This window comes from Pseudacidovorax sp. NFM-22 (assembly GCF_021401245.1).
Classification (GTDB): domain Bacteria; phylum Pseudomonadota; class Gammaproteobacteria; order Burkholderiales; family Burkholderiaceae_C; genus Xenophilus.
This window is the reverse complement of record NZ_JACBFY010000005.1, coordinates 144,029-165,585: the sequence shown is the minus strand read 5'-3', so window position 1 is coordinate 165,585 and position 21,557 is coordinate 144,029. Positions and strand designations below refer to the sequence as shown.

General features: G+C 71.7%; 18 protein-coding genes and 1 pseudogene. 13 read left to right on the top strand and 6 right to left on the bottom strand.

The window, feature by feature from the left end:
• The first annotated feature begins 61 nt into the window (after positions 1-61).
• On the top strand, positions 62-1,030 hold the full coding sequence (locus L0984_RS18365) for a LysR substrate-binding domain-containing protein (protein WP_234195819.1): 969 nt from the start codon (positions 62-64) through the stop codon (positions 1,028-1,030).
• 60 nt (positions 1,031-1,090) lie between these two features.
• Here L0984_RS18365 and L0984_RS18360 read toward each other — a convergent pair whose 3' ends face one another.
• From L0984_RS18360 to L0984_RS18345, 4 genes are read right to left on the bottom strand one after another with little or no spacing between them, the layout of a single operon-like run.
• The gene (locus L0984_RS18360; RefSeq protein ID WP_234195216.1) at positions 1,091-2,434 is read right to left on the bottom strand and encodes an LLM class flavin-dependent oxidoreductase; all 1,344 of its coding nucleotides are present in this window, start codon (positions 2,432-2,434) and stop codon (positions 1,091-1,093) included.
• The gene (locus L0984_RS18355) at positions 2,431-3,663 is read right to left on the bottom strand and encodes an acyl-CoA dehydrogenase family protein (protein WP_234195215.1); all 1,233 of its coding nucleotides are present in this window, start codon (positions 3,661-3,663) and stop codon (positions 2,431-2,433) included. Before L0984_RS18355 ends, L0984_RS18360 begins: the two co-directional genes overlap by 4 nt.
• A gap of 35 nt (positions 3,664-3,698) precedes the next feature.
• The gene (locus L0984_RS18350; RefSeq protein ID WP_234195214.1) at positions 3,699-4,982 is read right to left on the bottom strand and encodes an acyl-CoA dehydrogenase family protein; all 1,284 of its coding nucleotides are present in this window, start codon (positions 4,980-4,982) and stop codon (positions 3,699-3,701) included.
• The gene (locus L0984_RS18345) at positions 4,979-5,794 is read right to left on the bottom strand and encodes a MetQ/NlpA family ABC transporter substrate-binding protein (RefSeq protein WP_234195213.1); all 816 of its coding nucleotides are present in this window, start codon (positions 5,792-5,794) and stop codon (positions 4,979-4,981) included. The genes L0984_RS18350 and L0984_RS18345 overlap by 4 nt, the downstream gene beginning before the upstream one ends.
• A 271-nt stretch (positions 5,795-6,065) precedes the next feature.
• Between L0984_RS18345 and L0984_RS18340 the strand changes: the two genes are divergently transcribed.
• The 8 genes and pseudogenes from L0984_RS18340 to L0984_RS18305 all read left to right on the top strand — a co-directional run.
• Positions 6,066-6,992, top strand: coding sequence for a methionine ABC transporter ATP-binding protein (locus L0984_RS18340; RefSeq protein ID WP_234195211.1), 927 nt, complete (start codon positions 6,066-6,068; stop codon positions 6,990-6,992).
• Entirely contained in the window at positions 6,985-7,647 is a 663-nt protein-coding gene (locus tag L0984_RS18335; RefSeq protein WP_234195209.1) for a methionine ABC transporter permease, read from the top strand. The genes L0984_RS18340 and L0984_RS18335 overlap by 8 nt, the downstream gene beginning before the upstream one ends.
• Before the next feature lie 41 nt (positions 7,648-7,688).
• Positions 7,689-8,504, top strand: coding sequence for a MetQ/NlpA family ABC transporter substrate-binding protein (locus tag L0984_RS18330; protein ID WP_234195208.1), 816 nt, complete (start codon positions 7,689-7,691; stop codon positions 8,502-8,504).
• Between the two features lie 32 nt (positions 8,505-8,536).
• Positions 8,537-9,118: an AraC family ligand binding domain-containing protein gene (locus tag L0984_RS18325; protein WP_234195207.1), complete on the top strand. Its 582-nt coding sequence runs from the start codon at positions 8,537-8,539 to the stop codon at positions 9,116-9,118.
• 52 nt (positions 9,119-9,170) lie between these two features.
• Entirely contained in the window at positions 9,171-10,544 is a 1,374-nt protein-coding gene (locus tag L0984_RS18320; RefSeq protein ID WP_234195206.1) for an LLM class flavin-dependent oxidoreductase, read from the top strand.
• Positions 10,545-10,786: 242 nt separating this feature from the next.
• Positions 10,787-11,719, top strand: a complete 933-nt coding sequence (locus tag L0984_RS18315; RefSeq protein ID WP_234195205.1) for an ABC transporter substrate-binding protein — start codon at positions 10,787-10,789, stop codon at positions 11,717-11,719.
• 44 nt (positions 11,720-11,763) lie between these two features.
• Positions 11,764-13,359 (top strand): amino acid ABC transporter permease/ATP-binding protein, encoded by a 1,596-nt coding sequence (locus L0984_RS18310; RefSeq protein ID WP_234195204.1) that lies wholly within the window; start codon positions 11,764-11,766, stop codon positions 13,357-13,359.
• Between the two features lie 37 nt (positions 13,360-13,396).
• A pseudogene (locus L0984_RS18305) lies at positions 13,397-14,632 on the top strand (acetamidase/formamidase family protein); the annotation flags it as partial.
• A 28-nt stretch (positions 14,633-14,660) separates the two neighbouring features.
• Here the strand turns inward: L0984_RS18305 and L0984_RS18300 are convergent.
• Positions 14,661-17,051: an acetamidase/formamidase family protein gene (locus tag L0984_RS18300; RefSeq protein ID WP_234195202.1), complete on the bottom strand. Its 2,391-nt coding sequence runs from the start codon at positions 17,049-17,051 to the stop codon at positions 14,661-14,663.
• Between the two features lie 132 nt (positions 17,052-17,183).
• Here L0984_RS18300 and L0984_RS18295 point away from each other — a divergent pair, with 132 nt between their 5' ends.
• The gene (locus L0984_RS18295) at positions 17,184-17,573 is read left to right on the top strand and encodes a RidA family protein (protein WP_234195200.1); all 390 of its coding nucleotides are present in this window, start codon (positions 17,184-17,186) and stop codon (positions 17,571-17,573) included.
• Positions 17,574-17,894: 321 nt separating this feature from the next.
• Positions 17,895-18,122 (top strand): DUF1289 domain-containing protein, encoded by a 228-nt coding sequence (locus L0984_RS29825; protein ID WP_255697487.1) that lies wholly within the window; start codon positions 17,895-17,897, stop codon positions 18,120-18,122.
• A gap of 37 nt (positions 18,123-18,159) precedes the next feature.
• On the opposite strand, the gene L0984_RS18290 is transcribed toward L0984_RS29825, so the two are convergent.
• On the bottom strand, positions 18,160-19,047 hold the full coding sequence (locus L0984_RS18290; RefSeq protein ID WP_234195199.1) for a LysR family transcriptional regulator: 888 nt from the start codon (positions 19,045-19,047) through the stop codon (positions 18,160-18,162).
• A 92-nt stretch (positions 19,048-19,139) separates the two neighbouring features.
• Here L0984_RS18290 and L0984_RS18285 point away from each other — a divergent pair, with 92 nt between their 5' ends.
• Complete coding sequence (locus L0984_RS18285; protein WP_234195197.1) at positions 19,140-20,120, top strand: Bug family tripartite tricarboxylate transporter substrate binding protein; 981 nt, start codon at positions 19,140-19,142, stop codon at positions 20,118-20,120.
• Positions 20,121-20,148: 28 nt separating this feature from the next.
• Positions 20,149-21,546 carry a lyase family protein gene (locus L0984_RS18280; RefSeq protein ID WP_234195196.1) on the top strand — a complete coding sequence of 466 codons (1,398 nt, stop codon included), beginning with the start codon at positions 20,149-20,151 and terminating at the stop codon, positions 21,544-21,546.
• Positions 21,547-21,557: the final 11 nt, after the last annotated feature.

Below are 21,557 nucleotides of genomic sequence, written 5' to 3'. Positions count from 1 at the left end.
CGTCATGGGCTCGATGCTAAGTCCGCGTGGCCTGCCTCACCACAGACATAATCTCGCGCCTATGGGGAGAAAAAGTCCCTCTTCCGTTGAGATTGCCGAGCGCGCGCCGGGCCGTGGTCAAGTGCCGCCCCTCAACGCATTGCGCAGCTTTGAAGCGGTGGCCACGCACGGGAGCTTTGCGGCTGCGGCGGTGGCGCTCAACGTGACCCATTGGGCGGTCGGCAAGCAGATCCGCCTGCTGGAGCAATGGTTCGGCAAGCCCTTGTTCGAGCGCCGCGCGCGCGGTGTGCAGTTGACCGCAGAGGGCGCGACCCTGTTCGCCGATGTGGGCGCCGCTTTCGACCGGCTGGCGGCGGGCTCCGCCCGGCTGCGCAATCGCAGGCTCGCTGCGCATGTGTCTGGAACCGTCAAGGTCAATGCGCTGGTCAGCTTCGCGCTAAGCTGGCTGCTGCCGCGATTGCCCGCGTTCCAGCGGCGCTTTCCGGACGTCGACGTGCTGGTGTCGACCACCTCACGCAAGCTGCGCTATGTGGGCGATGCCTTCGACATCGGCGTGCGGTCCGGGCCTGAGCAGGGCGCCGGTCTGGTCTCGCTCAGGCTCATGGCGGACGAGCGGCTGCCGGCCTGCAGTCCGGCGCTGCTGCGTGACCATCCCATCGGCAGCGTGGAGGATCTTCGCCAGCACACCCTTCTGCACTCCGCCAGCACCCGGGGCGCCTGGGCGCAGTGGCTGCGCGAGGCCGGCGTGCCCCGGCTCCTGCCAGAGCGCCAGATGGAATTCGAGCATGTGTTCCTGCAGCAGGCCGCCGCGGTGGAAGGCCTGGGCGTGGCGCTGGTCTCCCTGCCTCTGGTCCAACGCGATCTTGCGGCCGGTCGGCTGGTGTGCCCACTGCGCGCAACGACCTGGCGTGCGCCCGACTACACCCTGGTGCTCAACGCCGAACGCGAAGCCGACGCCGCGGTTTCCGCACTGCGCGACTGGATGCTGGAGGCAGCGGCGCAGGAGCAAGGCCAGCCGGCCCCTGGCTGAAGGGGTGCGCGGCTGGGGCGCCCGTAGGGCTTAGCGGGGGGCGGGTGCGTACCAGCGCGCTCAGGCGGCCCGACGCGTCGCCTCCCGGCCGGCCGGCCGCGCCAGCCCCAGGTGCTCGCGCAGCGTCCGGCCCTCGTAGGCGGTGCGGAAGATGCCCCGGCGCTGCAGGATCGGCACCACGCCGTCCACGAAGTCCTGCAGACCGCCCGGCAGCTGGTCGGGCATCAGGTTGAAGCCATCGGCCGCACCAGCCTTGAACCAGTGCTCGATGTCGTCGGCGATCTGCTCGGGCGTGCCGACGATGACGCGGTGGCCGCCGCCGCCGGCCAGCTCGCGGATCAGCTCGCGCACCGTGAACTGCCCGCGTCGCGCATGCGCCAGCGTGGCGTGGAAGAAGGTGTGGTTGCCATTGCCGCTGCCCGGAAGACTCAGGTCGTCGGGCAGGCGCTCGTCCAGCTTCAGCCTGTCCACGGGCACGCCCAGCGTGCCGGCAAGGCGGGTAAGGCTGTAGTTCCAGGGGATCAGGTCCACCAGCTGGTCGCGCCGACGGCGGGCCTCGGCCTCGGTGCTGCCGATGATGGTGGTCAGGCCCGCCAGCACCTTCACCGCGTCGGGGCCGCGGCCCAGGGCCTCGGCACGCTGCTTGAGGCCGCGGGCGTAGTCCAGCGATTCCTCGAAGGACTGCGAGGCGCTGAACACGGCCTCGGCGTGGCGCGCGGCCAGTTCGCGGCCGTCGGCCGAGGCGCCGGCCTGCACCAGCACCGGCCGGCCTTGCGGCGAGCGCGGCAGGTTCAGCGGGCCCTGCACCGAGAAGAACTCGCCGCGGTGGCGCACCGGATGCACCTTTGCCAGGTCCACGAAGCGGCCGGCGGCCTTGTCGCCGATGAAGGCGTCGTCCTCCCAGCTGTCCCACAGGTCCTTCACCAGCTGGGTGAACTCGTCGGCGCGGCGGTAGCGCTGGGCATGGTCGGGGACGGCCTCCAGGCCGAAGTTGCGGGCCGAGGGCAGGTCGGCGGTGGTGACCACGTTCCAGCCCGCGCGGCCGCCGCTGACCAGGTCGAGCGAGGCGAAGCGGCGGGCGATGTTGTAGGGCTCGTTGTAGCTGGTGGAGGCGGTGCCGATCACACCCAGGTGGGTGGTGGCGGCGGCCACGGCGGTGAGCAGCACCGTGGGCTCAAGCGCGGTGATGGGGCGGAAGTCGATCTGGTCGACGATGGCCGCGTTGTCGGCCAGGAAGATCGCGTCGAGCTTCCCGGCTTCGGCGATGCGTGCGAGGCGCACGTAGTGGTGCACGTCGATGAAGGCGCCGGGCTCGCTTTCGGGCAGGCGCCAGGCCGAGGGCACGAAGCCGGAGTGCAGGGCGTTGATGTTGAGGTGCAGCTGGCGGGGACGGGGAGCGGTCATTGGAAGGTTCCAGGGGCGGGCGGCTGGCCCGAAAGAAAGTGGCGTCCGACGTTGCGGACCTTGTATTCGGCCGGGTTGTGCAGGGTGTGGATGCGCACGTTGCGCCAGAAACGGTCGAGCCCGGCGCCGCGGTCGGCGGCCAGCGGTCCGAGCGCTTCGATCAGGCCCGTGGCGGCCTGCAGCGCGACCTCGCCGGCCAGCACGTTGGCCGCGGCGATGGCGACGGCGGCCTCGCCGCGCTCCTCGGCCGTGAGGTGCACGCCGCGTGCGGTGGCGGCGTCCAGGGCGCGCAGGGCGCGGTCGGCCAGCGCGGTGGCGGCGCGGGTGCGGCTCCACAGCTCGCCCAGCAGGCGCTGCACGCCGGGGTCATGCTGCAGCCGGCGCGAGGCGGGCGCGTCCAGCAGCGTGTCGCGCGCCATGCGCACGGCGCCCTGCGCAATGCCGACGAAGACGTTGAGCAGCACGCTCTGCTGCAACAGCGGCGTGACGGTGCGCCAGGGCTCGGCCGGCGCGCGGGTCGGGTCCAGCGGGGCGGGCGGGCCAAGAACCTCGTCGGCATGCACGCGCACGCCATGGAAGCTGACCCGGCCGCTGCCGGTCTGGCGCTGGCCGATGCCATCCCAGTCGTCCTCGATCACCACGCCTTCGCGGCCGGCCTCGATGGCGGCGGTGCGGCGCTCGCCGGTGGCGGCGTCCTCCCAGGCGATGGAGAGCCAGTCGGCCACGTGCGAGCCCGAGGTGAAAGGCCGGAAGCCGTCGAGCACGAAGTGGTCACCCTCGCGGCGCCCGAACAGGCTCTTGGAGAAGCTGTTGGCCGTGTTGCCCCAGAACCATTGCGCCTGCGCGGAGCGGCGCCACAGCGGCTCGACCTGGGCCGGCACCTGGCGCAGCCCCAGGCCGAGCAGGCTGACGTAGTGGTAGCCATAGAGGTGGCCGACGGAGCTGTCCACCTGCGACAGCAGTCGCGTGATGCGCAGGGCGGTGGACCAGGGCTGGGCCTCGCCGCCCACGGCCGTGGGCAGCAGCAGGGCCAGCAGGCCTTCCTGGCGCAGCAGGGCGATCTGCGCCGAGGGCCGGCCGCCGGCGCGGTCGCGCTCGGCCGCGTCGCGGGCGAACAGCGGGCGCAGCGCGGCAGCGCGCGTGATGTAGGGGTTGGCGCTTTCGGGCTCGAACAGCGCGGGCGGTGCCTGTTCTTGCAAGGTGGGGTGGGGCAGGATGACGGCGCTCAAGGGAAGACCTCCGGCGTGGGCTGTGCGGCGCGCGCTCATGGCGATGGGGGCGCGAAGACGGCCGTGGGCGTGGCCGGCGTGGACAGGGGCACGGCGCCCCCCAGCAGCCAGCGGCCCAGGGCGCGCTGGCGTGCGTCGGTGCGCTGCGGCAGGCGCAGCGTGCGCGTGTCGCGCCAGAAACGGTCGTAGCCATTGGCCACCGTGGCCGAGCGTGCGCCCATCAGCTCGAAGATGCCGCTGCCGGCGGCGTCGGCCGCCTCGGCCGCCTCCAGATGGGCGGTGGCGATCTGCACCGCCAGCGCATCGCGGGTGGCGGCCTCCAGGTCGTCGCCCGCGGCCTGGGCCAGGTCGAAGGCCCGGCCGGCGCGGTCGGCCAGCTCGGTGGCCGCCTGCACGCGCAGCGCGAGTTCGCCGTAGCGGCGCTGGATCCACGGATCGTCCTCGTGGCGCTCGACGCCGGAATGGATCCAGGGCCGCGAGGCGGTGAGGGTGTAGGCGCGGCCTTCGTCCAGCGCACCCCAGGCGCTGCCGATGAAGACCTCCAGCTGGGCGGCCTGCTGCAGCAGGGCCGGCAGGTCGGCGCGCGGCGAGGTGGGACGGACCGCGGGGCCGAGCAGTTCGGGCTCGCCCAGCTGCACGGCCGAGAGGCGCAGGCTGCCGCCGCCGGCCTGGCGCAGGCCGAAGCCGTCGTCCAGCAGGGCTTCGCCGACGCCCGGATGGTCCAGCCGCAGGCTGGCCGTCACGCGCGGTCCGCGCACATCGGGCCAGCTCAGCAGCAGGCGGTCGGCGGCATGCAGGCCGGCCGTGGCATGCAGCTGGCCGTCGAGCAGCCAGCCCGCGCCGATGCGCCGGGCGCCCAGCGTGGGCAGGTCGGTGTCCAGCGGATGCGTCCACAGCCAGCGCTGCCGGGCCGTGGCGTCCAGCAGGGCCTGGGCCTGTGCGCTGCCGTGCACCGCCAGGCCCAGCACGGCCGCGATGTGATGGCCCAGCAGCAAGGCGACCGAGGCATCGGTGCGAGCCAGCTCACGCACGGCGCGCAGCAGGCTGGACACCGCGGCGCCCCCGCCGCCCTGATGCACGGGCACCAGGGCCGGCAGCAGGCCGCTGCCCTTGAGCAGTGCCTGCGCGGCCACGGGCCGGCCGCCGGCCTGGTCGCGCGTGGGCGCGTCCGCTTGCAGCGCCTGTCGCAACCCATGGGCGCGGGCCTGCCAGGTGTCGGCGCCCGGCTGGTCGAAGAAGGGGGGCGTGCTCACGGTGACGGCCTGGGTTCTGGCGCTCGACGGGTTGCTTTGGGTGGTGGCCAGGGTGCGGGCGGTCATTGGGCCGCGGTGAAGTAGTCGGGCAGCCGGTAGCCGGCCCACACCGGGTTGGCGCGGAAGAAGCGCTGGAACTCGGCCGAGCGGTAAGCCTCGGCGATGTCGCGGGCGAAGGCCGCGTTCTCGTTGCCGCGCTTGACGGCCACCACGTTCACGTAGGGCAGCGTCATGTCTTCGAGCTTGAGCGCCTCGGTGAGCTTCAACCCCGAGGCGACGGCGAAGTTGCCCTGCACGGCCGCCAGGTCGGCATCGGCCAGCGAGCGCGGCGCCTGGGCCGCGTCCAGCGGCACCAGCTTGAGCCGCTTGGGATTGGCGACGACATCGCGCTCGGAGACGCTGATCGGGTCCACGCCCGGCTTCAGCTGCACCCAGCCCAGCCCCGCCAGGATGTTGAGCGCGCGCGCTGCGTTGACCGGGTCAGCCGGCAGGGTGACCGTGGCGCCGTCGGGCACGTCGGCCAGCTTGCGGTGCTTCTGCGAATACAGCCCCATCGGCGGGGTGGGCACATGCACCACCGGCACCAGGTCGAAGCCCTGGCTCTTGTTGGTGGCCTGCAGGTAGAGCGTGTGCTGGAAGATGTTGGCGTCGATGTTGCCGCGCTGCACCGCGTCGTTGGGTTGCACGCCCTGGCTGAACTCGACATAGCGGATCTGGTAGCCCTTCTTTTCGAGCTGGGGCGCGATGCCCTTGGCGAAGGCGTCGCGGTAGGGGCCGGGCATGAAGCCCACGGCCAGTTCGGCCGCGTGCGCGGCGAAGGCCGCCAGGCCGAGGAGCGAGAGCACCGCAAGGCGGCGGGGACGGAAGGGGGAGGACATGGCGCGGATCGTCGGGAATGAGGCCTGGAGCAGCCCGGGAGGCGCACTGTGCGTGGCCGCCCGCCCGTCGCGAACGAAGCATTCCGCCATTGCTTAGCCGGGCGACGCATAACGGCGCGGCATGGGGTGCCGTGGCGTGCCAAGGATGTTTTTCGCATGAGCAACGCCGGATTCATTCGTTTGGTTTGGCAGCGGGTCGGCCCACAGTCGTGCTCTTCGCCATGCCGGGCCGTGCGGTGCTTCACCGTGCCGGCCCCTCTTGCCCGGACCCATGAGCCTTGCCCCTCCCAACGCTGCCGCCCCCGAACCCCTGATCCGGCTCGACGGCGTGCACAAGCAATTCGCGCTGCCCGATGGCCGCCGCTTCACCGCCGTGCAGCCGCTGCAGCTGGCCATCGGCCGCGGCGAGGTCTTCGGCCTGATCGGCAAGAGCGGCGCCGGCAAGTCCACGCTGCTGCGCCTCATCAACCTGCTGGAACGGCCTGATGGCGGCCGGGTGCTGGTCAACGGCCGCGACCTGACCCGCCTGTGGCGCCGCGAACTGCGCGAGACGCGCCAGTCCATCGGCATGATCTTCCAGCAGTTCAATCTGCTGCAGAACGCGACCGTGGCCGAGAACGTGGCCTTTCCGCTGCGCATCCACGGCCGCCATTCGCGCGCCGACATCGAGGCGCGGGTACAGGAATGCCTGGCCCTGGTCGGCCTGGGCGACAAGGCAGGCGCCTATCCGGCGCAGCTCTCGGGCGGGCAGAAGCAGCGCGTGGCCATCGCCCGTGCGCTGGCGCCGCGACCCGACGTGCTGCTGTGCGACGAGCCCACCTCGGCCCTCGACGCCGAGACCACGCGGGCCCTGCTGCACACGCTGCGCGAGATCAACGCACGCCTGGGCGTGACCATCGTCATCGTCACGCACGAACTGCCCGTGGTGCAGCAGCTGTGCCGCCGCGTCGCCGTGCTGGAGCAGGGCGCGCTGGTGGAGCAGTTCGACGTCGACCAGGTCGCGGCCGAGCCGCGCCTGAGCAGCCTGGGCCGCGAGCTGGCCGAACAGATGGCGCAGCGGCCCTGGTCGCCCCCGGCCGCGGCGTCTGCTGCCGCCGACGCCGCCACCGCCGCTGCGCCGGCGTCGGCGGCACGCCCATCGCCTGCGGCCGACGCTGCCACGGCGTCCCTCTCCATCGCCCGCCTCGCCCATGTCTGAGAACATCCTCGCCATCCTTCCCGAGCTCTGGACCGCCACGCAGCAGACCCTGCTGATGCTGGCCATCGGCCTCGGCGCGGCCCTGGTGCTGGGCGGCCCGCTGGGCGTGCTGCTCTTCCTGCTCGGTCCCGGCCAGTCGCTGGACCACCGGCCGGCCTACCTGGTGCTGAGCTGGGTGGTGAACACCGTGCGTTCCTTCCCCTTCATCATCCTGCTGGTGGCGCTGGTGCCCTTCACGCGGGTGATCGCGGGCACCTCCATCGGGCCGCTGGCCGCGGCCGTGCCGCTGTCGGTGGCGGCCATCCCGTATTTCGCGCGGCTGGTGGAGCAGAGCATCCGCGAGGTGCCGCGCGGCGTCATCGAGGCGGCCCATGCCATGGGCGCCTCCGAGCTGCAGATCGTGTGGCGCGTGCTGGTGCGCGAGGCCCGCTCGGGCCTGGTGCTGGCCCTCACCGTGCTGGCCGTGAGTTTCCTGTCGTACTCGGCCGTGGCCGGCGTGGTGGGTGGCGGCGGCATCGGCGACCTGGCCATCCGCTATGGCTACTACCGCTTCCAGACCGACGTGATGCTGCTGACCGTGGCCCTGCTCGTGGTGCTGGTGCAGATCATCCAGTTCGGTGGCAATGCCATCGCGCACCGGCTGGACAAGCGCTGAAGGCTTCCCTCCCTTCCTTCCTCTCCCCTCGGCCCTCTCCCATGTCCCTGTTCCGTCGTCACGTTCTCCTGGCCAGCCTGGCCGCTTCCTTGGCGCTGCCCGTGCTGGCGCAGCAGCCTGTCGCCAGCAAGAAGGGGCTGGTCATCGGCACCACCGCGGGCTCCAACATCGAGGTGCTGCGACGTGGCATCCAGCCGCAGCTCGAACAGAAGGGCTACAAGGTCAAGCTCGTCGAGTTCAGCGACTACGTGCAGCCCAACCATGCCCTGGCCCAGGGTTCGCTGGACGCCAACTACTTCCAGCACATCATCTATCTGAAGAACTTCGCCGAGAAGAACAAGCTGGACCTCGCGGACGTGGTGCAAGGCCCCATCGCGCCACTGGGCCTGTACTCGCGCAAGTTCAAGACCGTGGCCGAGGTGAAGGAGGGCGCGCGCATCGCCGTGCCCAACGACCCCACCAACCTGGCCCGTACCTTCGTCTTCCTGGAGCAGTACGGCCTGGTCAAGACCAAGGCCGGCGTCGACCCGCTCAAGGTGACCGAGAAGGACATCGCCGACAACCCCAAGAAGCTGCGCTTCGTGCCACTCGAAGCCGCCCAGCTGCCGCGTGCGCTGGACGACACCGACTTCTCGGTCATCAACGGCAACTTCGCCATCTCCTCCGGCCTCAAGCTCACCGATGCGGTGGCGCTGGAGAAGACGCCCGACTACTACCTGCTGGTGGCGGCCGTGCGCACGGCCGACAAGGGCGCGCCCTGGGTGGCCGACCTGCAGGCGGCCTTCCGGTCGCCCTTCTTCAAGCAGGTGCTGGACCGCGACTTCCCCGGCTACGCGCGGCCGGCCGCGCTGCAGTAGGGCGGCGCGGCGACGTCCACACAGGCGGCGGCATGGCGGTGCTGGTGCATTTCGACGCGCACGGTCGCTGGGGCGAGACCCTCGTGTGCGAGCACCGCATCGCCGACGCCCTGGCGGTCCTGGGCCTGCACAGCGGCCAGGTGCCGGTGCGTGAGGACGTGGGCGAAGGACTGGAGGCGGCCTGCGACGCCTATGCGGCCGAGCTCGCCGAACTGCGGCAGCGGCTCGACGTGCACAGCATGGACCGCCTCGTGCTGCGGCCCGGCCATCCGGGCTGGGCCCGGCTGCGCCGCGGCTTCCTGGCGGAGCACACCCACGGCGAGGCCGAGATCCGGCTCTTCCTGTCGGGCACCGGCCTGTTCCATGTTCGACATGCGCAGGGCTTCATCGGCCTGCTGTGCGAAGCCGGCGACTGGGTGAGCGTGCCGGCCGGCATGCCCCACGCATTCGACGGCGGCGAGCAGCCCGACTTCGATGCCTTGCGCCTCTTCGGTGGCACCGAAGGCTGGGTGGCCCGGCCCACCGGTGCCGGGCGCCTGCGCCTGCCCCTGCTCGACGACTTTGTCGAGCAGCTGCTCCGCCTCAATGGCCAGGCCCTCGACGAGCCGGAGTGAACACCGCCGTCCGTCCCGCCGTTCCTTCCGATCCGTCCGTTCCCTCATCCCCATGCCGAGTTCCCCTTCCCGCCAGCTGCACCTGGGTGCCTTCTTCTTCGGCGTCGGCCACCACCTGGCCGCATGGCGCGATCCGCGGGTGGATGCCGGCGCGGCCAGCCGCATCGCGTCCTTGACGCAGTGGGCACGCATCGCCGAGGACGCCAGGTTCGATGCCATCTTCTTCGCCGACAACGTGGGCCTGCCCGGCGGTCCCGACGACGTGCTGGCCCGCAACGCGCTCTGGTATCCGATGGAGCCCACGCTCACGCTGGCCGCACTGTCGCAGGCCACCACGCACATCGGCCTGGTGGCCACCGTCTCGTCCACCTACCTGCCGCCCTACCAGCTGGCGCGCAAGTTCGCCACGCTCGACCAGCTCAGCGGCGGCCGCAGCGGCTGGAACCTGGTCACGTCCGGCAGCGACTTCGAAGCCCGCAGCTTCGGCCTGACCCAGCAACTGCCGCATGCCGAGCGCTATGCGCGTGCCCGCGAGTACGTGCGCATCGTGCAGGGCCTGTGGGACACCTGGGAGGACGACGCCTTCGTCCACGACCGCGGCGCCAACCGCTTCTTCGATCCGGCGAAGCTGCACCGCGTGGACGTCGATGGCGCGCATTACCGGGTGCAGGGCGGCCTGCAGACGCCGCGCTCGCCCCAGGGACGACCGGTGGTGGTGCAGGCCGGCTCTTCCGACGATGGCCAGGACCTGGCGGCGGCGACCGCCGAGCTGGTGTTCACGGCCCAGCAGACGCCCGAGCAGGCCCAGGCCTTCTACCGCGGGCTGAAGGCGCGGCTTGCGGCCCATGGCCGCGCACCGGATTCGCTCAAGATCCTGCCCGGGCTGTCGCCCTTCGTCGGCCGCAGTGCGCAGGAGGCGCAGGAGAAGTTCGAGCAGCTGCAGTCGCTGATCGACCCGGTGCTGGGCGTCGGGCTGCTGTCCACCTTCCTGGGCAACGTCGACCTGTCGGCCTATCCGGTGGACGGTCCCTTCCCGCAGGACCTGCCCGTGACCGAAGGCTGGAAGAGCCGGCAGCAGCTCTTCGCCGACCTGGCCCGGCGCGAGGGCCTGAGCATCCGCCAGCTCTACGAGCGCGTGGCCGGCGCGCGGGGGCATTGGACCGTGGTGGGCACGCCCGAATCCATCGCCGACCAGATGGAGCACTGGTTCCACAACGAGGCCGCCGACGGCTTCAACATCCTGGCGCCGACGCTGCCGCACGGGCTGGAGGACTTCGCCCGGCTGGTGGTGCCCGAGCTGCAGCGCCGCGGGCTGTTCCGCCGCGAGTACGCCCACCGCACGCTGCGCGGGCACCTGGGGCTGGCGCGGCCGGCGCACCCGGCGGCGGGCGCCGCGTCGGCCGCCAGGGTGCGCGCCGTTGCATGAAGTGGGCGGCCCCGTCGTTCGACGCCAGCGGCCTGCAGGCTGGATGCAGGGCCGCCGGCAACGGGTAGGTCCCCGGGCAAGGAACCGCCATCCATGCCGGTTCAGCCGCGCCGGCCCCCACACAAGGACTCGTGCGCTCCCAGACAAGTGCCTTCGGGAGGCCGTTCCTAAACTGGTTTGACGCGGTGCAGCAAAGCCGGACATGGGGTCCGGCGGGCCGCCTCACCAGGAGTTCCCGTCCCATGAACAGCCCCCTCGTCGTCCCGGGCCAGCGCCCGTCCCGCCATGCCTGGCCGATGCGTCTGCGCCGCCTGCTGGCCACTGCCCTGGGCACCGTCGCCCTGGCGCTGGGTGCCGTCGGCGCGGCCCATGCCGAGGTCTTTCCCACGCCCAGCGAATGCGCGGCGCTGCAGGCCAAGTACCCGCAGTTCAAGGGCAAGACGCTGGTCAACGCCATCAATCCGCACACGCCCGGCTACGAGACCATCGACCCCAAGAACCCCGAGCGCTACATCGGCTTCGACATCGACCTGGGCGAGACGATCGGCGCCTGCCTGGGCTTCAAGATCAGCTACAAGCCCGTGACCTTCGCGGCGCTGCTCACCACCCTGCAGTCGGGCCAGGCCGACATCGTCATCTCCGACATCTACGCCACCGAGGAGCGTGCCAAGGCGGCCGACTTCATCACCTACTCCAAGGTGTTCGACGGCGTGCTGGTGGCCAAGGGCAATCCCAAGAAGATCACCGGCATCGACACCTCGCTGTGCGGCACCGTCGCGGCCGAGAACACGGGTTATGTGGAGGTGCCGCTGATCCAGGCCCTGGCCGCGCAGTGCAAGGCCGCCGGCAAGCCCGAGCCGCAGATCCAGCTCTACGACAACAACCAGAACTGCATCCAGGCCATCCTGGCCGGCCGCGCCGACACCTACATCAACGACGTCAACACGGTCGACAGCGCCGTCAAGGCCTACCCGGACAAGCTGGAGAAGGCCCTGGCCGTGACCATTCCGTACTCGGTGGGCATCGCCGTGCCCAAGGGCAAGACCGACTTCCGCGATGCCGTGATGGCCGCGCTGGTGGCGCTGCAGAAGTCCGGCGCGCACACCGAGATGCTCAAGAAGAACGGCCTGCCGGTCGAGAACCTCGAAGCCCCGCGCCTGGTCCTGGCCAAGTGAGATGACCTGGTCCCGGGCGGCCCCGGCCGCCCGGGAGTGACCCGATGGACCTGTTTCTTCATTACCTGACGATGCCCTACCTGCTGTGGGGCATCGGATTCACGCTCGCGGCAACAGGCATCGGCTTGGCCGGCGGTGCCCTGATCGGGCTGCTGCTGGCGGCGATGCAGCTCAGCCGGTTCCGCCCGCTGGCCGCCTTCGCCCGCGCCTATGCGGTGATCTTCCGCGGTACGCCGCTGATCCTGCAGATGGTGTTCTTCTACGACGCCCTGCCGCATGTGGGCATCCGCATGCCGGGCCTGGTGGCCGCCGGGCTGGCGCTGGCCTTCAACGAGGCCACCTTCATCGCCGAGATGGTGCGCTCTGGCGTGCTGGGCGTGGAGCGCGGCCAGGTGCTGGCCGGCCAGGCCCTGGGCCTGACGCCGCGCATGCTCATGCGCCGCATCATCGCGCCGCAGGCCCTGCGCGCCATGCTGCCGGCCATGGGCAACGAGGCGGTGAGCACGCTCAAGAACTCGTCGCTCGCCTCGGTCATCGCGGTGCAGGAGCTGACGCTGCGCAGCACGCAGCTGGCCTCGTCCACCTTCGACTTCTTCTCCGTCTTCTTCGCCTCGGGCCTGCTGTACCTGGTGCTGACCGGCGGCATCAGCCTGGTGCAGCTGTGCCTGGAGGCACGCTTCGACCTCGACCGGCAGGCCACGCTGCAGGGCCTGGCGCGCTGGCTGCCCTGGCGGCGCGCGCCGGTGCTCGCGGCCACGCCGGCCCCGGAGCTGTCAGTCGTGCATGACGATGAAAGTCCGCGCACGACCACCGGCGCCGCGGCCGCCTCGGACGCCGCCCGCGCCGAACGCGCAGCCGTCCTGGCCGAGGCGCCGACCGTGGTCCGCGTGAGTGGGCTCAGCAAGACCTACGGCGGGCAGACGGTCCTGGCCGACCTGGCGCTCGACGTGGCCGTTGGCGAGGTGGTGGCCCTGCTGGGCCCCAGCGGCTCGGGCAAGAGCACGCTGCTGCGCTGCATCAGCCACCTGGAGGACTGGGACGCCGGCCACATCGTGGTCGATGGCCAGCGCCTGGGCTACCAGGCCGGCGGCGAGCGCATGAGCCCGGCCGACCTGGCCCGCGAGCGGGCGCGGGTGGGCGTGGGCATGGTGTTCCAGCAGTTCAACCTGTTCGCGCATCTGTCGGCGCTCGAGAACATCGCCGGGCCGCTGCGCTGGGTGCATGGCTGGACGGCCGAGCGGGCCGAACGGCGGGCGCGCGAGCTGCTGGCACGCGTGGGCCTGTCGCACCGCGCCGATGCGCTGCCGCGGCACCTGTCGGGCGGCCAGCAGCAGCGCGTCGCCATCGCACGGGCCATCGCGCCCGGGCCGCGCGTGCTGCTGATGGACGAGCCCATCTCCGCGCTCGACCCGGCGCTGGTCAACGAGGTGCTGGAGGTGATCCGCGCCCTGGCGCAGGACGGCGGGCTGGCGCTGGTCATCTCCACGCACCAGCTGCACTTCGCGGCCGACGTGGCCGACCGCGTGGTCTTCCTGGCGGGCGGCCGCATCGTCGAGAGCGGGCCCGCGCGCGAGGTCCTCACCCGGCCGCAGCATCCGCAGACGGCCCGCTTCCTCAACGTGATGGCGGCCGAGCGCTGACCATCGATCCCCCTCCTTTCCTGCAGAACCGACGATGCATCACCTTCTCCGTGTCTCTCCCCAAACGGTGCACTGGGGTTACTTCAGCAAGGCCGTGGCGCCTGCGCTCACGGTGCGCTCGGGCGACCGCGTCACCATCGAGACGCTGACCCACCATGCCAACGACGACCACGAGCGCATGGTGGCCGGCGACCCGGGCGCCGAGTCGGTGTTCGCCTGGACCTGCGAGCACAAGGCCGTGCCGCGCCGTGGCGCCGGGCCCACCACCGGCCCCTTCACCTACGGCGAAGGCGAGGGCGTGGGTGTGCACCTGCTGACCGGGCCGGTGGTGGTGGAAGGCGCCGAGCCGGGCGACGTGCTGGAGGTGCGCATCCTCGACGTGATGCCGCGCCCCAGCTGCAACCATGCCTTCCTGGGCCGCAGCTTCGGCTCCAACGCGGCGGCCTCCTGGGGCTTCCAGTACCGCGACCTGATCGAGGAGCCCAAGCCGCGCGAGGTGATCACCATCTTCGAGCTGGACACCACCGCCGAGCCCACGGCACGCGCCGTCTACAACTACGTGTGGACGCCGCAGACCGACCCCGACGGCGTGGTGCATCCCACCATCGACTATCCCGGCGTGAAGGTGGACCCGGCCACGGTGCGCCGGCGCGAGGACATCCTGCGCAACGTGCAGGTGCCGGCCCGGCTGCACTTCGGCACCATGGGGCTGGCCCCGGCCGAGGCCGACTTCGTCAGCTCCATTCCGCCCAGCTACAGCGGCGGCAACATCGACGACTGGCGCGTGGGCAAGGGCGCGCGCATGTACTACCCCGTGGCAGTGGCCGGCGCCTACTTCTCGGTGGGCGACCCACACGCGGCCCAGGGCGACAGCGAACTCGGCGGCACGGCCATCGAATGCTCGCTGACGGGCGAGTTCGAGCTGGTGCTGCACAAGAAGGCCGACCTGCCCGGAACCCTGCTCGAAGGCCTGGACCATCCGCTGCTGGAGACCGACGAGCTGTGGTCGGTGTACGGCTTCACCTATGCCAACTACCTGGCGACGCTGGGCCCCGAGGGCCAGACCACGGTGGCGGAGACCGCCTCGCTCGACCCGGCCATGCGCGATGCCTTCCGCAAGCTGCGGCGCTTCCTGATGACGGTGCACAAGCTCAGCGAGGACGAGGCCATCGCCCTCATGTCCGTGGCGGCCGACTTCGGTGTGACGCAGGTGGTGGACGGCAACTGGGGCGTGCACGGGTCCATCCGCAAGTGCGTCTTCGGGCCGCGCTGAGCCCCCGCCCGGCGGCGGGGCGGCCGGGTCAGGGGCCGGAAGCGGCGCTGGCTCGGGCCTTCGCCAGCCGTTCCGCGAACAGGGCCTTGCGGATCACGGCATGGACGCCCCAGTTGCCGTCCACCACCTGCGTCACGCCGAAGTCCACGGCGACCGACATCAGCGAGATCGCCTCGTCCTCCGTCAGCCCCATGGCCGTCATGAGAAAGCGCCGCGTCTTGCGGAAGGCGTCGCGCATGGCCGGGTCGAGCGAGGACTTCTCGTACACCAGGCTGCGCGCCCGGTCGCCGAACTCCTGCAGGTAGTTGGGATGCGAGAAGCCGTGCAGCACCCATTCGTCGGCCGTCTCGACCAGCGGGTAGTCGATGTCGGCGTAGGGCTCATCGCGCAGGTCCTTGGCCTTGTGCAGGACGAGCTGGAACACGCCGGTCAGCGAGCATTCGATGGCGGTGCCGCACAGCTCGCTGTCGCCCTGCGAGGCATGCGGGTCGCCCACCGACAGCAGGCCGCCGTCCACCGCCACCCGCAGGTACACCGTGGCGCCCTTGGCGATGCGCCAGTTGTCGAGGTTGCCGCCGAAGGAGGAGGGCGGGATCGAATCCACCAGCCCCGTCTCGGCCGGCGCCAGCGCGATGACGCCGAAGTGCGGCCGCACCGGGATCTTCACGCCCTCCAGCACGCCGTGGTTCTCGACGATGGCGCTGCGGTCGATGGGCACGCCCGGATAGTCGATGGTGGTGTGCAGCACGCCGTGCGGATCGCGCTGCGGCGTCCAGCGGAAGTTGTAGACGGCATGGGCGCACATGCGCTCGGGGTGGCAGTCCACCTCGTAGATGGTGATGACCTCGCGCGGCTTGGGCTCCTCGATCAGGTCGTCGTAATGGAAGCCCCACCACGCGGCCGCATTGCTGCCGAAGGCGCGGCCCTCGTAGCGCGCATTGGCGGCCAGGCGCGGCGCCAGGTCGAGGATGCGCACCTCCAGCACGTCGCCCGGCTCGGCCCCCTGCACCGCCACGGGGCCGGTGCAGATGTGCACGCCGAAGCCTTCGCCATTGCCGCGGCCGTAGATCGAGGCGTCGGTGGGGCCGGCGCCGCGCCGGTCCACCGCCTTGTGCTCGCGCGTCCAGTGGAAGACGCGCTCGGCACCCGAGTCGCCCTTGATCATGCGCTCGTGGTCGTCGTAGGCATGCTGGGTCAGCGTCTCGATGGTCACGATGTCGCCCGAAGCCACGGTGAGCACCGGCGGGATGGTGCGGCTGAAGTAGCCCCAGTGGATGGTCTCGGGCGTGGCCGGCAGGTGGTGGTGGCGGCCGGTCGGCCCGGCTGCGGCGGAATGGGCCGGTGCCTGTACGCTGGCGTGGCCGGCGGTCGTGCCGCGCGGCGCATCGGCCTGCGGCTCGGGCCGGCCGCCGGATTCGAAATAGCCCGAGGGCCAGCCGCGCTGGATGCGCTTGCGCAGGCTCTGCTGGCTGGCCTCGTTGGCCTGCTGCCGGTACTGCCGTGGCGACATGCGGTAGCGGTCGCGGAAGGCATGGCTGAAATGGGCCGCGTCGTTGAAGCCCCAGCGGAAGCAGATGTCCGAGATCGACAGATGGCCGTACTGCCGGTTGGCCAGGTCGGCGCGGCAGCGCTCCAGCCGGCGCTGGCGCAGGTAGGTGGTGAAGGTCAGGCCCTGGCCTTCGAAGAGCTTCTGCACCAGGCGCTCGGAGACGCGCTCCTGCGCCGCCACGGCCGCCAGCGAGAGCGCGGAATCGCTCAGCGCCCCTTCGATGAACTGGCACACGCGCCGCAGCGTGGCGGCCTGGGTGCTACTGATGCCGGCGGGGGCATCGTCGGGCCGCGCGGCCATGCGGGCGGCGATGAGCTCGGACAGCGAATGCTCCAGCGGCGCGATGTCGTCGTCGCCCAGGCTGTCGAGGGCGTCCTCCAGCGCGCCCAGGGTGCCGGCCAGCAGGCGGCCCATGCCGCTGCGCCCGGGCAGGTGGCCCAGGGCCGTGCCCTGGGCGCCGCGCAGGCCGGCGGGGAAGGCGCGCGCAGGCAGCGAGACGTGGAACTGGCGGAAGTCCGTCTGGAACACCAGCTGCGCCGCGCTGCGCGTGGCGCCCCACACCACGTCGCCCGCGGCGAGGGCGAGGGCTGGCTGGCCGTCGCCGGGCTGCAGATGCGCCTGGCCGGCCTGCAGCAGCGCGATCCACACATGGCCCGCGTCGCCGTGCAGGGGCTCCAGCGTCTGCGGCGACGAAGCCACGCGCGCCAGGCCGACCCCGCGCGCCGTCCGTGCCGCGGCCAGCCGGCCATGCAGCGGCGCGGCCGAAGGCGTCTCGCAGGCGCGAAGCTGGTGCGGCTCGAGTGCGGCCCGCCACGCCTGCGGGCGCTGGTGCACCGGGTAGGACTCGGTCGTGAACTGTTCGAGCTGCAACGTCGGGATCCCTGCAAGGCAACGGGACCGCGTCGCAAGACACATGCCACGCACCCTGGCGCCGGCCTTCCACCGTGCGGGCACGCCATCCCTTCTCTTCCCTCTATCGACTCACTTTCAGGAGCCTGACCCATGAACCCCATCTTCCACATGATCAGCGGCGCACCGGACCCGGTCGCGCCCTTCAGCCACGCCGTCGAATGCGACGGCTGGGTCTTCGTGACGGGCCAGATGCCCTTCACCGGCACGGACCTGGACAGCGGCTATCCCGAGGGCATCGAGGCCCAGACCCATGCGGTGATGGCCAATCTGAAGACGGTGCTCGAAGGCTGCGGCCTGGGCCTGGCCCACGTGCTGTCGGCCCGCATCTTCCTGACCCACTTCGACGAGGACTACGCGCGCATGAACGAGGCCTACCGCAGCCACTTCCCGCCCCGCCGCCTGCCGGCGCGCACCTGCGTGGGCGTGACCGGGCTGGCCAGGGGCGCGCGGGTGGAGATCGACTTCGTGGCGCGGCGCTGAGGCGGGCAGGAGGCCCTCGCCGTCGCGGGTGCCCCTTGATCTGGCGCAGAACGATCCGCGGCCACGCGCGCATGATGGACCCGCCATCCGCCGCATATCCAAGCACGCTTTCCTTCGTAGGCCTGCGCGGTGTTGCGGTTTAGATTGGCTGCCAGGGTGCATGGCGCACCCGCCGGAATCTTCGGGGTCCCGCTGGCGAGCGGGCCGCGAATTCGCGGGGCCGACGAACGTCGGCTGTCTCCTTGGACCCGCCTCGTGCGGGTCTTTTTTTTGGCCGTGTCCGATTGCGCTGCCCGTTGCCCAGTGGCAGCGTGTTCGGCAATGACCATTCTTCTGACGGCGACGCCCTGCATCGGGCAATGCGAACTGAGCCCGGACAAGGCGCGATGCCTGGGATGCGGACGCCTTCGCTCCGAAATCAAGTCCTGGAAGTCCATGGCGCCGGAGCAGCGCCATGACGTGAACATCCGGCTGCTGGTCACCCAGGGCAAGAAGGTGCGCAAGCGCATCCTGCGCGAGGTGGCCAAGTCCGTCGGCAAGCGCCCATGAGCGACCGTGCGGACATGGCGGGTTCGCTCACACCGTCTCAAGGCGCCGGCCGCATGGCTGCGGTGGCGCATTCGCCGAAGTTCAACACGAGCGTCTGGCGCGGCGAGGCACGCAGCCACAGCAGGCCCAGGGCACGACGCGCGCGTGCCTGCGGCAGCGCGATGCGTGCCAGGGTCGGCTCGCGCATGAAGGGCGCGTCGATGTCCGGCACCATCGACACGCCCAGCCCGCGGGCCACCATCATGGCCACGGCCAGCAGCGAGTTCAGCTCGAAGCGCTCCCGGGGCGCGATGCCGGCATCGCGCAGGAACTGGTCCGCCAGCTTGCCGCCGCCCAGCGTCCGGTCGTAGCGGATCAAGGGCTCATCCCGCAGCAGCTGCATCGGGTCCTGCCCGGCAAGGGCGGCAGGCGCGAGCAGGACCAGCGGCTCCTCGCGTAGCGGCTGCCAGCAGAAGGTCTTGGCGAGGTCGAAGGCCGGCCGCAGCGTCAGGGCCAGGTCCACCGCGCCTTCGGCCACCATCTCGTACAGCTGGCTGGCCAGCCCCGCGCGGATCGACACCCGGGTGTGCGGATGGCGCTGCGTGAAAGCCTGCAGGATGTCGGGCAGCGCGCTGTGCAGCACGGTGGCCAGGGTGCCGACGCGCAGCTCGTGCTGCAGCGCTTGGCCATGCACCCAGGCACGCAGCTGGCCAGCGTCGCGCACCAGCGCTTCGGCCCGCTCGATGAGCCGGTCGCCCGCCTCGGTGGGGCGCACCGTGCGGCCGGCGCGCAGCAGCAGCGGCGTGCCCAGCTCCCGCTCCAGCACCCGCATCTGCTGCGCCACGGCCGTGGGGCTCAGGTCCAGCTGCCGCGCGGCCTCGGACATGGAGCCGTGGCGCGCGACCAGCAGGAAGGTGTTCAGGAAGGCGGTCTCCACTTCCAACATTATGTGTGGTGTGAAAGTCGTCATACTCAGTTTTTTCCTGGTTCCGAACCGCGCAGACTCTGGCCATCCCAAGAACGACCCCGGAGACCGCCATGCGCCCCATCCCTTCCTGCACCCGCCGCCAGTGGCTGGCCCTGTCTGCCCTGGCCGCTGCGCCGGCCTGGGCCCAGGAGGGCGGCCGGCCCGTGCGCATCGTGGTGCCCTTCGCGCCCGGTGGTGGCAACGACGTGCTGGCGCGGCAACTGGCCAATGGATTGAGCTCGACCTTCGGCCGCACCTGGCTGGTCGACAACAAGGCGGGCGCGGGCGGCAACATCGGCACCGAGGCCGTCGTGCGCGCGCCGGCCGACGGCACCACGCTGCTGCTGGGGCACACCGGCACGGTCTCCATCAACCCGGCGCTCTACAAGGGCCTCAAGTTCGATGTGCAGAAGGACCTGGCACCGGTGGCGATGTTCGCCAGTTCGGCGCTGATGCTGGTGGTGCCCGAGAGCTCGCCGGTGCGCACGGTGCCGCAGCTGGTGGAGGCGATCCGCCAGGCCAACGGCCAGTACGCCTTCGCCTCCAGCGGCTCCGGCACGGGCGGCCATCTCACGGCCGAGATGCTGGCCGATGCCCTGGGCGTGAAGATGAGCCACATCCCGTACAAGGGGACCAGCCCCGCCTTGACCGACCTGGTGGGCGGCCAGGTGCAGATGATGTTCAGCGTGATCCCGCCTGCGCAGACGCTGGTGGCCGGCGGCAAGCTGCGCGCCCTGGCGGTGACCAGCAGCCGGCGCCTGGCCCAGCTGCCCCAGGTGCCCACGTTGGCGGAATCGGGCATTGCGGCGCTGGCCGGCTTCGAGAGCACGCTCACCTATGGCCTGCTGGCGCCGCGCGCCACGCCGGCAGCGCAGGTGGCAGAGCTGGGCCGACAGATCCTGCAGGTGGCGGGCACGCCGGCCTTCCAGTCCAAGCTGGGCGTCGAAGGCGCCGAGCCGCTGCTCGGCGACGCCACCCGGTACGCCGCGCGCATCCAGCAGGAGTCGCGAAAGTGGGCCGCCGTGGTCCGCGCCTCGGGCGCGAGCATCTGACGGCCTTCATCGTACGCACCGGCCGCCCGTGAACGCCTTCGCCCATGCCCTCCTGCCCGCCGCGGCCCGCGGCCTGTTCGACGACGCGGCGCTGTGCCGCGCCATGCTCGACTTCGAGTCGGCCCTGGCCCGCGCCCAGGCCGAGGAGGGCCTGATCCCCGCCGACGCGGCCGAGGCGATTGCGGATGCCTGCGCCGGCCTCGTGCTGGACGCGCAGGCGCTCACCGATGCCGCCCGCCATGGCGGGGCCATGGCCGTGCCGCTGGTCGCCATGGTGACGCAGGCACTGCAGGCGCGGGGCGCGGGCGATGCCGCCCGCCACTTGCACAAGGGCGCGACCACGCAGGATGTGGTCGACACCGCGCAGGTGCTGATGACGCGCGCCGCGCTGGCGCCGCTGCTCGCGGCGCTGCAGGAGGCCATCGCGCTGCTGCGGCAGCAGGCGGCGGACCATGCGCGCACGCCCATGCTGGCCCGCACGCTGCTGCAGCCGGCCCAGGTGACCAGCTGGGGCCTCAAGTGCGCCGGCTGGCTGCTGCCGCTGCAGCGCAGCCATGCCCGCTTGCAGGCGCTGGCGGCGCAGGCCCTGGCGCTGCAGCTCGGGGGCGCCGTCGGCAACCGCTCGGCCATGGGCGAGGCAGGCGAGCGCGTCGCGGCCCGCATGGCGGCTCTGCTGGGCCTGGCGGCGCCGGTGGGCAGCTGGCACACGCAGCGCGACACCTGGCTGCGCCTGGGCCTGGAGGCGGCCGTGTTGGCGGGCTCGCTGGCCAAGATCGCCAAGGACCTGGCCCTGCTGTCGCAGGCCGAGGTGGACGAGGTGGCCGAGGGACCGGGCCCCGGCGATGCGGCCCAGGGCACGGCCCGCGGCGGCTCCAGCGCCATGCCGCACAAGCGCAACCCGGTCGCCTGCATGCAGGCCATCGCGGCCTGCGCGCCCGTGCCCGGCATCGCGGCCACGTTGCTGGCCACCATGGCGCAGGCGCATGAACGGGCGCTGGGCGAATGGCAGGCCGAGGTGGCCGTGTGGCCTCAGCTGTGGATCCAGGTCTTCGGTGCCACCAGCGCCATCCGCGACGCCCTGGCCGGCCTGCGGGTGAATGCGCCCCGCATGGCCGCCAACATCGGCCGTACGCAGGGCCTGGTGCATTCGGAGTCGCTCACGCAGGCGCTGGCCGAGGCGTTGGGTCCGCAGGCCGCGAGGGCGCGTATCCAGGCGCTGGGGCCGCAGGCGGTGGCCACGCAGACGCCCGTGCCAGACCTGCTGTGTGCGGACGCCAGCGTGCTGGCGCTGCCGCCCGAACGACGCGCGGCCTTGCAGGCGGCCCTGCATGCAGCCTGTGACCTGGACCGGGCCGTCGAGGCCTCGGCCCGGCAGTGCTGGCAGTGCCTGCGCGAGGACGGCGATCATCCCGCCGGCCTGCCCTGACCTTCCCGACA